The organism is Amycolatopsis sp. NPDC049688 (assembly GCF_040674975.1).
Classification (GTDB): Bacteria; Actinomycetota; Actinomycetes; order Mycobacteriales; family Pseudonocardiaceae; genus Amycolatopsis.
Genome location: NZ_JBFANY010000001.1, coordinates 651,284 through 664,382, shown reverse-complemented (window position 1 = coordinate 664,382; position 13,099 = coordinate 651,284). Strand labels below are relative to the sequence as shown.

General features: G+C 73.0%; 13 protein-coding genes and 1 pseudogene. 2 read left to right on the top strand and 12 right to left on the bottom strand.

Annotation, left to right across the window (positions count from 1 at the left end):
- Positions 1–76 precede the first annotated feature (76 nt).
- Positions 77–1,060 carry a helix-turn-helix transcriptional regulator gene (locus AB0J55_RS02860; RefSeq protein WP_364241850.1) on the top strand — a complete coding sequence of 328 codons (984 nt, stop codon included), beginning with the start codon at positions 77–79 and terminating at the stop codon, positions 1,058–1,060.
- A 50-nt stretch (positions 1,061–1,110) separates the two neighbouring features.
- Here the strand turns inward: AB0J55_RS02860 and AB0J55_RS02855 are convergent.
- The 12 genes and pseudogenes from AB0J55_RS02855 to AB0J55_RS02800 all read right to left on the bottom strand — a co-directional run bounded on the left by AB0J55_RS02855 (position 1,111) and on the right by AB0J55_RS02800 (position 12,668).
- Positions 1,111–1,944: pseudogene (locus AB0J55_RS02855) on the bottom strand (transposase family protein).
- A 202-nt stretch (positions 1,945–2,146) separates the two neighbouring features.
- Positions 2,147–2,809, bottom strand: coding sequence for a holo-ACP synthase (gene acpS, locus AB0J55_RS02850; RefSeq protein WP_364241848.1), 663 nt, complete (start codon positions 2,807–2,809; stop codon positions 2,147–2,149).
- Positions 2,806–3,555, bottom strand: a complete 750-nt coding sequence (locus tag AB0J55_RS02845; RefSeq protein ID WP_364241846.1) for a hypothetical protein — start codon at positions 3,553–3,555, stop codon at positions 2,806–2,808. The genes acpS and AB0J55_RS02845 overlap by 4 nt, the downstream gene beginning before the upstream one ends.
- Positions 3,548–4,687 carry an acyl-CoA dehydrogenase gene (locus AB0J55_RS02840; protein WP_364241844.1) on the bottom strand — a complete coding sequence of 380 codons (1,140 nt, stop codon included), beginning with the start codon at positions 4,685–4,687 and terminating at the stop codon, positions 3,548–3,550. Before AB0J55_RS02840 ends, AB0J55_RS02845 begins: the two co-directional genes overlap by 8 nt.
- Positions 4,684–5,292: an acyl-CoA dehydrogenase family protein gene (locus AB0J55_RS02835; RefSeq protein ID WP_364241843.1), complete on the bottom strand. Its 609-nt coding sequence runs from the start codon at positions 5,290–5,292 to the stop codon at positions 4,684–4,686. The genes AB0J55_RS02840 and AB0J55_RS02835 overlap by 4 nt, the downstream gene beginning before the upstream one ends.
- On the bottom strand, positions 5,289–6,236 hold the full coding sequence (locus AB0J55_RS02830; protein ID WP_364241841.1) for a 3-oxoacyl-[acyl-carrier-protein] synthase III C-terminal domain-containing protein: 948 nt from the start codon (positions 6,234–6,236) through the stop codon (positions 5,289–5,291). The genes AB0J55_RS02835 and AB0J55_RS02830 overlap by 4 nt, the downstream gene beginning before the upstream one ends.
- A 106-nt stretch (positions 6,237–6,342) precedes the next feature.
- A complete protein-coding gene (locus tag AB0J55_RS02825; RefSeq protein ID WP_364241840.1) occupies positions 6,343–7,206 on the bottom strand; it encodes a hypothetical protein in 864 nt (287 codons plus the stop codon).
- 3 nt (positions 7,207–7,209) lie between these two features.
- Complete coding sequence (locus tag AB0J55_RS02820; RefSeq protein ID WP_003100549.1) at positions 7,210–7,476, bottom strand: acyl carrier protein; 267 nt, start codon at positions 7,474–7,476, stop codon at positions 7,210–7,212.
- Entirely contained in the window at positions 7,473–8,768 is a 1,296-nt protein-coding gene (locus AB0J55_RS02815) for a type III PLP-dependent enzyme (protein ID WP_364241837.1), read from the bottom strand. Before AB0J55_RS02815 ends, AB0J55_RS02820 begins: the two co-directional genes overlap by 4 nt.
- A complete protein-coding gene (locus tag AB0J55_RS02810) occupies positions 8,765–10,108 on the bottom strand; it encodes an ATP-grasp domain-containing protein (RefSeq protein ID WP_364241835.1) in 1,344 nt (447 codons plus the stop codon). The genes AB0J55_RS02815 and AB0J55_RS02810 overlap by 4 nt, the downstream gene beginning before the upstream one ends.
- Entirely contained in the window at positions 10,105–11,064 is a 960-nt protein-coding gene (locus AB0J55_RS02805; RefSeq protein ID WP_364241832.1) for a ketoacyl-ACP synthase III family protein, read from the bottom strand. The genes AB0J55_RS02810 and AB0J55_RS02805 overlap by 4 nt, the downstream gene beginning before the upstream one ends.
- A gap of 23 nt (positions 11,065–11,087) precedes the next feature.
- A complete protein-coding gene (locus AB0J55_RS02800; protein ID WP_364241830.1) occupies positions 11,088–12,668 on the bottom strand; it encodes a condensation domain-containing protein in 1,581 nt (526 codons plus the stop codon).
- Positions 12,669–12,899: 231 nt separating this feature from the next.
- On the opposite strand from AB0J55_RS02800, the gene AB0J55_RS02795 reads away from it, so the two are divergent.
- Positions 12,900–13,037: a hypothetical protein gene (locus tag AB0J55_RS02795; RefSeq protein ID WP_156081341.1), complete on the top strand. Its 138-nt coding sequence runs from the start codon at positions 12,900–12,902 to the stop codon at positions 13,035–13,037.
- Positions 13,038–13,099 lie beyond the last annotated feature (62 nt).

Sequence of the window (13,099 nt, the reverse complement as noted above, 5' to 3'; positions counted from 1 at the left end):
GCGAGAGCGGGGTGAGAGCAGTCCGAGAAGTCCGGCTGCGACGGTGGAAAGCAGAAGCCGGATCCTTGGAGGCACGATGTCGACGGCCACTCTTCCGCCGCCCGGGGCGTTTTCCGTGCCCGAGCCCGACCCCGAAGCCGAGCTGTACCGCTACGCGGCCCGCTGCGGCCGCATCTCGTCCGTGGACACGGCGGCGGCGCACCTGGGCCTGCCCGCGGACACGGTGGCGGCGGCCGCCGCCCGGCTCGTCGAGCTCCACCTGCTGCGGCCGGCCGACGGCGGCCTGGTCCCCCGGGAACCGGCGGCGGCCGCGGAGCTGGTCGTCACCCCGCTGGAACGCGCGATGTACGAGCGCCGCGAACAGGCCGACCGGCTGCGCGAGCGCATCGACGGCATCACCCGGGCCCCGGCGGGCGCCGCGGGCGCCCTCGACCGCGTGGAGGGCGTCGCCGAGATCCGCGGCCTGATCAAGCTGGCGGCCGAGGTGTGCCGCGACGAGCTGGTGGTCCTCCACCCCGGCGAGGCGGCCGACGACCTGGTCGACGAGCTCCTGGACGCGTGCTGTTCGGTCCTGGGCGACGGCGTCGGCGTGCGGGTGGTGTGCCCCCACCGCAGCCGCGCGGGCTACGCGGCCCGGGCCCGGTTGACGCAGCTGTCCGGCCGGGGGGCCCAGGTCCGCACGCTCAGCCGGGTACCGGAGGCGGCGGTGGTCTTCGACCGCTCGCTGGCGGTGACGCTGGACGTCGCCGACCTCTCGGCCCGCCGGGTCCGCGACCAGGGCATGGTGCGGTTCCTGCTGGGGTTGTTCGACCAGCTGTGGGACGGGGCGACGCCGTATTCGGCCGAGGACCAGGGCTACAGCGGCGAAATCGCCCACGACCTGCAGCAGGCGATCGCCCGCCTGATGGCCCAGGGGCTGACGGACGAGGTCGTGGCACGCCGGCTCGGGATGTCGGTGCGGACGTGCCGGCGGCACATCGCGGCGATGCTGCAGAACCTGGACGCGGTGTCGCGGTTCCAGGCCGGAGTTCAAGCGGCCACGCGCTTCACCCTCGCCTGACCGCCGGCCCGGCCCAGACTCAAGCGCCCCAACGCCACATTGAGGTCTTCTTAGTAGCGGTCTTGGTGTTCGTGGTGGGTGAGGACGAGGGCTGCTTGGACGATCGGGCCGATGCGGTGGGGGCAGAGGCTGATGTGGCGGAGTGCTGACCAGCGGGTTTTGAGGATGGCCATGGCGCGTTCGCCGAGGGCGCGGGTCCGGGCGTGGAGCAGGTTGTGGACCCGTTGCCGGGCGTTGAGGGGTGGTTGACCTGCGGCTTCTTGACCGGTGTGAGGATCCCGATCCCGGCGGCATGGTAGGCCTTGTCGGCCAGGGTTTTCAGGCCGTGGCCTGCGGCGGCGGTCAACGCGCCGACGATCCCGTGGTCGCGGGCGGCGGAGAGGTCGTTGCGGGAGCACCGCCGAAGCCCAGAGCGGGAACCCGTCGGCGCTGGCCAGGAACTGGATGTTCCCGCCGAAGGCGCGGCGTTTGCCGGAGTACCACAGATGCACGATCCGGCCGCGGTGCTTGCCCTTGGTTTTGGTGGTGGTCGCCGCGACCCGGTCACATCGGAACAGGGAACCGTCGAGGACTACGTGGGTGTCATCCCGGGCGCGTCGCTCGGCCAGCACCTGGTGCAGGTCCGAAGCGTGGGCGGCGAGGGCGGTGATGGCTTCGTGCAGGGAGCGGTAGGCGGTGGCGGTGCTGATGCGGTGGTCGGTGGCGAGCCGGTGGAGGGGGATGGCGTCGCGGAACCAGCGCAGGACCAGCACCGCCTGCCAGTACGGGGTCAGCACCCGCCGACCGCGGCGGGTGCCGCGGCGTCGCCGTTCAGTCCGCAGGATGCGGGCAACGAACCAGACCAGCTCGCGCGCCACATCGAGCGTGGCACCATAATCGATCACGTGGGGCCTCTGGAACCTCGGACTTGATCTTCGCAAATCCAGTCCTACCAGGGGCCCCACACCTCACTCCAGCTCAACACCCGGCCCACCCCTACTGAGAAAACCTCATTGGGGCGCTTGAGTCCGGGCCCCGCAGTCGTCGGGTCACCGCCGCACGAAAAGGGGCCTTCCGCTCGCGGAAGGCCCCTTTTCCTTGCCCGCCCTACCAACCGGCAGCCTCGGCCACGACACCGTAGGTCCGCGGCAGATCGGTCATCCGGTAGATACCGGCCTCCGGGATGCGGATGCCGTACCGGTTTTCGATCCGGGCGAGCAGCTCGATCACCACCACCGACGTGACCCCCAGATCGCCCGCGAACGATGCCGCGGCGGCCACTTCGGCCGGGGGAACCGAGAACAGGTCGGCGGCCAGGGCCGCCAGTTCGTCGAGCCGGGCCGGGACCGGCGCCGCGGCAGCAGGCGCCGCCGCGCGGCGAAACGGGCGGGGCGGCCGGGCGCAGCCCGCCGCCGCCACCGCGACCACCAGGTCGGCCTGGTGGCTCAGCGTCACCACGATCTCCTCCAGGCCGGCCTCCTCCGCGATCTCCGCCGCACCGCCGCCCAAGGTCACCAGCGGCGCTCCCCAGTCGTCGTTGGTGACCTCGATGTCACGCCAGCGCAGGCCCTGGCCGAAACCACGGCCCAGCATCTTGCACGTGGCCTCCTTGACGGAAAACCGTCCGGCCAGCCGTTCCAGGGACCGTTCGGCACCCATCCGGGCGGCCTGCTCGAGCTCCACCGGGGTGAAGACCAGCGTCCGGTACCGGTGGTGCGCCGCGACCTCCGCGAACCGCGGGATCGACATCAGGTCCACGCCGATTCTCATCCACTCCGCCCCCCGAGCAGGCTCGCCGTGGCGGCCGGGACCAGCCGCACCGCGGAAACGTCGACCGCAAGCAGCGACAGCCAGCCCTCGCGCAGCGGACCGCGCGTGTGCAGCAGGACACGGTCCCCGTCGGCGACCACGCCCTCGGCCAGCGCCGCGCAGAACGCCAGCCAGGCGTCGCACGGGCCGCGTCCGGTGAACCGGTGGTCGCCGGCCAGCGCGGGTTTTCCTTCGCCACAGCCGGAAACCGCCAGCGCCGAGGCGCCACGGCGCACCCGCATCCCGACCGCCGCGAACCGCGGGTGGCCGCCGGCCGCGTCGGCGAACAGCGGCTCGTCGCAGATGACCGCCGTCGCCTCGCCCTCGACCGCCCACTCCAGCAGCCCGAAGACGGCCGTGCCGCCGAGCTCGTCCAGGTGGGACAGGCCGACGTCCTCGCCCGCCCAGCCGCTGCGGTGCACCAACCCGGCCAGCGCGGCCACGTTCGGGTCGCGCAGCGGGCCGGACCGCACGAAGAACAGCGGCTGCGGCACGGCGGGGGGCCCGAGGGCCGCCAGCACCTCCGCCGCGACGTCGACGTCGTCGTCCTCCGGGATCCGGACCATCAGGCGGGACAACGGGATCCCGGCGGCGGCCAGCCGCTCCGGCGGCACCAGGTCGGCGGCGCCGGGCAGCGACGACAGCGGCACGTACTCCTCGCGCCGGGCCGCGGCGAACGCGATCGTGTCGATCCCCAGGTCAGGCATCGGCGTCTCCCGCCTGGTACCCGCGCGCCACGTGGAGGCGGTGGATGTTGCTCGTGCCCTCCATGAACTCGAACGCGTGCACGTCCCGCGTCCACTTCTCCAGCAGCGGGTGCTCGATCAGGCCGGCCGGGCCGAGCGCGGCCGACGCCCAGTGCGCCGTCCCCACCGCCAGGCCGACCGCGCCGAGCTTCGCCGCGCTGGAGAGGTAACCGCGCTCGGGGTCGCCGTCGATCCGCGCCGCCGCCTCGTACACCAGCTCACGCCCGGCTTCGGCGCGGGCGAGGGCGAGCTGGCCGCCGGGGGCGTTCTTGCGGTGCTCCAGCACGTACTCGACCATCGCCAGCGCGGTGCCCACGGCGGACGCGGCGATCCGCACCCGCATGTGGTTGAACGTCGTGATGGCGGCGAAGATCCCGCGCCGGGTCACCGGCAGGTGGTCGCCCAGCAGGCGACCGGCCGGAATCGCCACGTCCGAAAAGGACAGTCGGCTGATGTAGGCGCCGCGGAGGCCGATCATGTCGAGTTTCTCACCGTGCCAGCCGGCCGCCGGAACCTCGACCAGGGCCGCGCGGATCGACAGCGCGCCGCGGCCGGTACGGCCGAACACCACGCCGACGCTGCCGCGGGCGGCGTTGCCGACGTAGCACTTGCCGCCGTTGAGGCGCCAGCCCTCGCCGTCGCGGTCGAAGCGGGTCTCCATCGCGGTGGCGTCGTTGCCGCGGCTCTCTTCGGTCATCGCGAAGAACGACCAGCGGCGGCCGCCGTGCATCCGGGTGAAGAACCACTCCTGCTGCTCGGGCGTGCCGAGCAGTTCGACGAACACCCCGGCCAGGCCGGGTGACGGGCAGGCCAGGATGGCGCCGACGTCGCCGCGGGCCAGTTCGATCAGCCCGGCCACGTTCTCCAGGCACGAGCCGCGTTCCATCGCCCGCAGCAGCGGCGTCGACGGCAGCGACTCGCGGTACTGCGGCGGCGTGTCGGCCAGCCGGACCATCTCGAACACCGGCGAGTTGTAGTGCTCCTCCATCGCGTCCGGGTCGACGTCGATGGCCAGGGCGCGCGACCGCAGGTCCGCGGCCGCCTCCCGGCTCAGGTCGCGGACCGCGCGGACGCGGTCGCTCAGCTCGATCATGCCGGTTCTCCTTCCGGTTCCCGGTCCACCCAGGTGCCGGCCACCAGGGCCGAGACGTAGAGCGACCGCGCGGGTGAGGTGGCCAGGAAGCCGGAGGCGCCGAGGTGCTGGGCCACCCGCCAGCCCAGCTCGTCCAGCTCGCGGTGGACGTCGGCGACGGCGGCCGGGTGCCGCTGCGAGCGCACCTGGGCGCGCAGCCGTTCCACCGCGGCCATCACGTCGCCGATCGCGCCGGCGATCAGCTGCTTGCGGATCAGCGGTTCGTCGCCGCTGGTCCGGTTCGACAGGTGCTCGACGACGTGGTCGAGCACCGAGCGCAGGACGCCCAGCCGGACCGCGGCCAGGTGCCGGCCGAAGTCGGCCAGCTCGTGGGCGTCCCGCTCTTCGCGGGGACGGCACGGGCAGGCGAGGAAGACGATGTCCTCGCGGTCGGCCAGGCTGTGCGTGCGCACTTCGGCGCCTTCGGGCACCGCGGCGGCGGGCACGGCCGCGTACCGGCCGGGGGCCAGCCGGTCGGCCGGGGTGGCGGGCAGGGCCCGCGCGAGACCGGCGGCGAGGCCGTCGCTGCGCGCGGTCCGCTCGCATTCGAGCAGGCTGGTGGTCACTTCTCCTCCACGACCTCGACGATCACCGACTGGAAGTAGGCGCCCTGGCCCACGGAGACCAGGGCGCAGCGCTGTCCGGGACGCAGCCGTCCGGCCGCGTCGGCGTGCTCCAGGGCGAGCAGGGAGTCGACCCCGAAGTTGTGCCCCCGCTCGGCGACCAGGTCCAGGGGGATCCGGTCGAACGGGAAGCCGGACAACCCGCTGAAAGTGCGCCAGAACATCCGGTTGGACAGGTCCGGCAGCACCCAGTCCACATCGGACAGGGTGAGACCGGCGTCCCGGGCCGCGGCGCCCACGACGGCCACCGCCTGCTCGCAGCAGACCTTGCCGAAGAGCGTGAACTCCTCCTTGGTCATCCGCAGGCTGCGGTGGAAGCGGGTGTCGCGGGTGCTCGCGCCGCCGAGGTAGCGGTAGCGGGCCGGCCCGTTCCCGACCACGAGGGCCGCCGCGGTGTCGCCCGCGACGGTCGTGCCCGGGATGTAGCGGCCGCGGTCGCTCGCGCTGCCCTGGTCGCCGCCGAGCACGAGCACGCGGTCGTCCGGGGCCGCGCCCGGGCGGGCGAGATAGCGGCGGGCGAGTTCGACCGAGCGCAGCACCGACGTGCAGTTGACGTGCGACACCCCGAAGAACGGGACGCCCGGCAGGCCGAGCGCGTCGCGCAGCCGGTCCGGGAAGGTGCCGCACAGGTCGAGCTCGGCGATGAGCAGGGTGTGGCCGTAGAGCACCAGGCTCGCCGGCCCGCCACCGAGCGCGGCCCGCCCGGCCTCGGCCAGGTGGTCCGCCATCCGTTCGCCCGGCGCGAGCACCGGGCTGTCGCGCAGGCCGTAGATGCGGCCGAACATGCGCCGCTCCAGGGGTTTGGCGCCCGACCGCACGAGCACGTCGTCGACGGCCTCGACGCGGCCGGGCAGCCGCACGGCGACCCGGGACAGCCCCGTGTCCATCAGTGCTCCCTCCCCGGCCCACGCGTGTCGACCTCCTGATCACGCGTGTCGGCTCCCCGATCACGCGTGTCGACCCTTCGCTCACGGGCGAAAGCCGGCGCGCCCATCAGTGCTCCCTCCCCGGCACGAGCAGGCAGCTGCAGAACGTGCCGCCCGCCGGCTCGAAGTCGGCCAGCAGCACCGGTTCCGGCAGCGGCCACAGGCGGGCGAGCCCCGCCCACACACCCGTGCACCACAGGTCCGGTACCGCTTCGACGCGGCTCGCGTACGGCGTGCCCGCGAGCCGCTTGGCGAGGCCCGCGCCGGCCAGGACGCGGACGCCCGGGTGCCGGTACAGCACGTCGGCCAGGGCCAGGGTCGCCGTGTGCGGGCCGGTCCCGCCGAGCCGCACCTCCTCCAGCTCCGTCACGGCGACGTCGCCGGTCGCGCCCGCCTGCAGCAGCACCGCCGCGTCGGGGCGGTGGGTGGCCGGGTGGCCGCTGTCCCACAGGACGGCGTTCTGGTCGTACACCAGCAGCGCCGCCGAGGCCGCCTCGCCGAGCCGGCACATGCCGTCCAGCAGGCGCAGCGCCGTGAACGCCGCCCCCGGTCCCGGCCCGGCGACCGAGCACGGTTCCGGGTTCCCGGGCAGCCGTCCGGCCAGGTAGCAGCCGGCGACTTCGGAGTGGTACAGGTCGGGCGAGTGGTAGGCGAGCACCACCGCGTCCAGCGGCGGCAGCGGGGCGCCCGCGTCTTCCAGGAGGGCCTCGGTCATCTCGATGAACCCGTTGCCGGTGCGGGCCAGGAAGTCCTCCTGGTCCGTCGCGGCGCCGAAGGTCTCGACCATGAGCCGGGCCAGTTCGGGGCGCATCCCGAACACCGGCTTGGCGCGTTCGGTGAACACCCGGTGCGTCACGCCGCTCAGGTGCACCCCGGCCGGGCGCGGAGGGCTCGCGGCCCGCCCCGGCGGCGCGAGTGTTTGGAGGGACATGGCTCAGACCGCCGCGGCGGCCCTGGCGAAGGCCGACTCGATGTAGTCGGTCAGGCTGCCGACCGTGCGGAAGACCTCCGGGCCCAGCTCGTCCGGGTCGATCTCGAGGCCGATGGTGTCCTCGAGGCTCATCAGCAGCTCGATGACGCTGGTGGAGTCGAGCGCCAGGTCCTCGAACAGGCGCAGCTCCGGGGTGACGCCGCCGATCTCCTTGTTGAGCACGGCGGACAGGGCGATCTCCAGGTGGGCGACGATCTCGGTGCGGTTCATCTCGGCTCGCTTTCCGTGCTGGTGGTGGGCTGGTGCAGGTGCTGCTTGCGGAGCAGGTCCGCGGGCTCGTCGCGGTCGCGGACCAGGAAGGCCGCACCCCCGCGCACGAGCACCTCGGCGGGGAACCCGTGGCTGAGGAACAGCCCGGGCGAGGCCGACGGCCCGTAGGCGCCGGAGTTCAGGACGCCGACCAGGTCGCCGGGGCGCAGGTCGGGCAGTTTCACCTGCTTGAGCAGGGTGTCGTTGGGCGTGCACAGCGGGCCGGTGACGGTCCACGGGCCCGGCTCGACGGTGTCGTCGGTGTCCTCGCCGGCCGCGCGCGGGGTGAGCAGCACGGCCGGGAAGTTGCGCTTGACGAACGAGCCGATGCCGACGGCCGCCATGTGGTGGTGGGTGCCGCCGTCCGCGATCGCGAACCGCTCCCCCATCGACTCCTTGACGTACCGGACGCCGAGCACGTAGACCCCGGCGCGGCCGGCCAGGAACCGGCCGGACTCCATGATCAGCCGGGTCGCCGGGTGCGCCCGGTGGAACGCCTCCAGCATCGGGTTGATCTCGGCGGCCACGTCGGCGGCGTCGAGGTCGTCCTCGCCCTCGAAGTACGCGACCCCGAGGCCGCCGCCGATGTCGACGGCCTCCAGCCGGATGCCGGTCTCCGCGGCCACCCGCTCGGCCAGGTCCAGGGCGTAGCGCGTGTTCTTGCCGATGACTTCGGCGTCGAGGATGCGGGTGCCCATGTAGACCTGGATGCCGGCGACGTCGGCGTGGCGGTACTCCGCCAGCCGCGGGCCGGCCGCGAGGACCTGGGCCTCGTCGATGCCGAACTGGCGGGGCTTGCCGCCCATGGTCAGCCGGGACCCGCTGATCGCGCAGGTCGGGTTGATCCGCAGCAGCACCCGCTGCTGCCTCCCGAGCTCGGCGCCGAGCCGCTCGATGTCGTCCAGCTCGGCGAAGGACTCGCAGACGATCGCGTAGACGCCGGTGTCCAGGCACGCCCGCAGCTCCTCCTGGCTCTTGCCCGGGCCGAGGAAGATGATGTCGTCCGGCCGCACACCGGCCTTGAGGACGGTCTGCAGCTCCACGATGGAGGAGACCTCGGCCCGCGCGCCGCCGTGGTGCAGGGCGGCGAAGACGCTGATGTTCGGGTTCGCCTTGAGGGAGTAGAAGACCTCGATCGCCGGGTGCAGTACCGCGCGCAGGCCGGTGATGGTGGCGTGCAGGACGTCGCCGTCGTAGACGTAGAGCGGCGTGCCGAAGCGCGCGGCCAGGTCCTGGTAGTCGATGTCGGTCATGCGTCCTCTCCTGCCATGGCGGCGAGACGGCGCTCGGCCTCGGTCCGGACGGCGAGGGCCTCCTCGGGCGAGTCCCCGACGCAGATCGCGTAGAGGCGGCCGTGGAAGGAGCCCTCGCCGGTGGCCGCGGCGTTGAGCGTCGCCAAGTTGTTGACCAGCACGCCGGTGTCGCCGGCGCCGGTGAAGAACAGGTCGCCGAGCGCGGTCTCGACCTCGGCGAAGGTGTGCTCGCGCTGCAGCTTCAGCGAGAAGGTCGCCGCGATGGCGTGGCGGCCCTCGGGGATGAACTTCTCGGCGATCCGGCTCTGGTAGGTCGACATGTTGAACCGGGCGTTGATCTCCAGGCACGGGTAGAGGGTGCCGTCGGCGGCGAGCATCGCGTCGACGCCGACCATCCCGAAGAAGCCTTCGTCGTGCAGCGCGCGCCCGATCTTCTCGACGGCTTCGGCGAGCTCGCGCGCCGCGACCGGCGGCAGCTCCACCGGGAAGCGGTGTCCCTGGTGGACGCCGTTCTTGAGCACGGCGGCCTTGACCGTCTCGAAGCGGACGCCGCCGGTGCGCGAGACGACGAACTGGTAGTTGAGGTCCTGGGCGTGCTCGATCCAGGACTCGACGACGAGGTTCGCGGGCGCGTCGGCCCCGCGGCGCTCGATCAGGCGCAGCAGGCGGTTCGCGCCGCGCTCGTCCTCGACGACGACCATGCCGCGGCCGGAGACGCCGAGCGACTCCTTGACCACGACCCGGCCGCCCAGCGCCAGCTGGGAGGTGAGCGCCTCGCGCAGCTGGCCGACCGTGTGCACGACCCGGCCGGGCACCTGGCGCAGGCCGAGCGAGTCGACCAGGCCGCGGCTGAACACCTTGCCGTTGACCGCCTTGCAGATCTGTGCGGTCGAGCCGGCCAGCGGCAGCCCGGACTCTTTGGCCAGGGCCTCTTCCGACGCCGAGATGCCCAGGGGCATCAGGTAGGTGTTGCCGTCGGCGAGCTCACGGAGCCGGGACAGCAGCTCCGGCGAGTTGAGCGCGTCTTCGGTCACCATCGCGTCCGGGTCGTTGTGCTCGGCGATCAGCGTGGTGCCGTCGGCCGCGCCGATCCGGGCGAGATAGGCGGCGAACCCGGCGTCCATGGGGGCCTTGAGCACCACCAGGTCGCCCTCGCCGGCGAGCAGCGCGCCCATCTCCTCCATGCGGTTGACCGTGGCCCCCGCGAACGAGATGCCGGCGCCGGGCAGTTTCGGCTCACCGACCGCCCAGCTGCGCTCCACCTCGAAGTTGTTGACGAAGACGAACCGCGCACCGGCGTCGCCGGTGAGGTCCTTCTTCAGCCGTGCCACGAAATTCATCCCTGGTTCCCTTCTCCGATCTCGACGACGGCCGCCGCGAAGGTCGCCCCGAGGCCGGCCGAAGCCAGCAGCACGAGGTCCCCCGGGTCGACCCGCCCGTCCGCGCGCACCGCCGCCAGGTTGATGAACGGATCGGAGCTGTAGCAGTGGGCGTACTTCCCGACGTTGTCGAGGAACACGCGGTCCCGCGGCACGCCGAGCGCGCCCGAGATGCGTTTCCAGGACAGCTTGTTGACGTTGTGCGGCAGGATGGCGGCGATGTCCGCGGCCTCGACCCGGGCGTCGTCGAGGGCGTCCTGCATGACCTGGGCGAGCGCGTCCGGGTAGACGTGCTTGTACTGCAGCTGCAGGGCTTCGTCGCAGTCGATGCCGCGGTAGAAGCGGCCCAGCACGGTGAGCGCGCGCCCGAGGACGCGGTCGCCGCGCGGGTCCGGGCCGAGCAGCACCGCGGCGGCGCCGTCGCCCTGGATCGTGGTGTCGCGGATCAGCCGGGCCTCGTGCATCAGCACCTTGTCGCCGGTCAGCACGAGCACCCGGTCGCCGGGCGCCGCGGTGGCCAGCAGCGACCGCGCGATGTGCAGGGCCTGGATCCCGATGACGCAGTTGAGGTGCGACAGGCTGAACGCGGTGGCGCGGTGCAGCCGCAGCCGCGTCCGCACGTCCTCGAGGAGGCCGGGCGTGGCGACGGCGACGTGCTGCATGGTGTGCGCGTGGACCAGGAACCGGACCGAGTCGCGGTCCGTTCCGGCCAGCACGCGCTCCCCCGCGCCCGCCAGCATGTCGGCCAGGTCGAGGCCGTCGGCGACGGCGACGCGGTCGAGGCCGAGGAAGCGGGTGAAGAAGCGCAGCTGCGTCGCGTCGAGGCCGAGCGGGCCGGCCAGGTCGGCGACGGGCAGGCTCGTCTCCGGCACGAACGACGCCACCCGTTCCAGGCGGGGTGCTTCGAGCAGGGACATGGTTTCCTCCTCTTCGTACCGGCTCAGCCGCGGGCCGGCACGAGCTCGTGCGCGAGCGCGGACAGGGGGCGGGCGGTGGTGAACGGGACGAGCCCGGCCGACCAGCCGCGCTCGTGCAGGGCTTCGACCACGCGGGGCAGGCGCAGCACGCGGCCGCCCGCGCCGAGGTAGCTGCGGGCCGGGTCGACCTGCTCGAGGCCGTTGACCTCGGCGACAACGTCGGCGAGCACCCGCTCGGCGGGCGCGGTGCCGGTTCGCTCGGGTTCCCGGGCTCCGGTCCGCGGTGGCTTCGGCGGGGTGAAGCCGAGGAGCGCGGCGGCCTCGCTGACGCGCAGGTCGGTGCCGGGGTCGCGGTGGGCCTCGACGAGCCGGGCGTAGCCGCGCAGGAAGTGTTCGACGGCGTCGGCGTCCATCACCGCGTCCAGGGCCTGCAGGGCGAGGGTGATGCCGTCGGCCCATTCGTAGACGCGGAGGTAGCTGTCCGACCCGGCGTGCGCCCAGTCGGCGGGGGCCGCGTTGACCGCGTACCGGTCGCGCTTGGTGCGGCAGGACCGCGGTGCGTTGTCGAGGAAGTTCAGCTCGGCGACCACGCGCACGCCCTCCTCGGCGATCAGCTCGTACACGCGGTCGTAGGGCACGTGCGCGTGCGCCATCGCCTGGCTCACGCGGGCCGCAGACTCCTTGACCACGGCCGAAAAGAGCGGATCGCCGCCGAGGTCGGCGAGCACCGGCGTCGGGTAGGACAGGCACGTGACCGCGCCGCCGAAGCCGCTGGCGTCCCGCTGGCTGGTGTACATCCGGTGCGCGACCAGCGTTTCGCCGGTGTACGCGGCGAGCGTGACGGCATAGGCGGCCAGGTGCACGGCCGAGGGCCACACGTGCTCGCGCGCGGCGATCGCCCGGGCGGCCGACAGCAGCGTCGGCACGGTGAAGGAGGCGCTGTGCGCGGCCTCGGAAGGCTTGCGGCGCTTCGAGAAGACGTCTGCAGGAAGCTTCTTGACGATATCGCGCCAGTGGCTCAGCGCGGGTTCGAGGTCGGCGTCGGTGCGGCTCTCCTCGAAGCGGGCGAGGTCCACCGGCTGGTGTTCGACCGGGTCCAGCACCGCGGGGCGGCCCTCGGTGCGCGCGGCCAGGAGCTCGTCGAGCTCGGCGGCCAGGCGGTCGAGGGCGACGTCGTCGAAGGCCAGGTGGTTGAAGACCAGGTGCAGGCGCACCAGCCGGCCGCCCGTGGTGACCACGCAGGCCCGCAGGGGCCACTCGCGGGCCAGGTCGAACGGGGTCCGGGTGAGGCGCGCGATGACGTCCACGGCGTCCTCCGTGGTCGCCTCGATCACCGGCTGCGGGGCCGGGGGCTGCACGAGCTGCCGCGGCCAGGCGCGGCCGTCCGCGGCGGTGCCGGTCAGGTCGTAGACCGTCCGCAGGACTTCGTGCCGGCGCACCAGGTGCGTCAGCGCGGCGCGGACGGCCGCGACCGTGCAGCCCGCGGGCAGCGGGTAGCTGGTGCCGATGTGTGCCTCGTGCCGGGACGGCGCCGGCACCCGCAGGTACCGCAGCAGGTGGTGGTGCTGTCCCCAGCAGAGGTTCGCGCTTTTCCCCTCGGGCATCCGGGGCCTCCAACCGTGAATCGTCGTACGCCGATGGTGGGCGGCGACGGCGGAAATGGTTAGCCCCTGGCGGTGGCACGTTCTCCGTGGCACGAACATGACACCGGGGGGTGCGGAGTTTTCCTTGACCGGCAACGGTTCGTCGGTGAATCTGGGTTGGCCCCGCTCCGAACGCAGGAATCGCGGACCGGATCCGCGGGGAAATCCCACCAATGGAATGAGGAAACACGCATGTCGAAGGAAGCTTCGAAGGTCGCCAGCAAGGTCGCGTCGAAGGTCGCCGTGAAGGAGGCCTCCAAGGTCGCCGTCAAGGAGGCGTCCAAGGTCGCGGTCAAGGAAGCGTCGAAGGTCGCCGTCAAGGAAGCGTGACCTCCCGGCGGGTCGGCGGCGCACCATACCGGAAGCGCCGCCGCCCCGCCGATCCGCCCGGC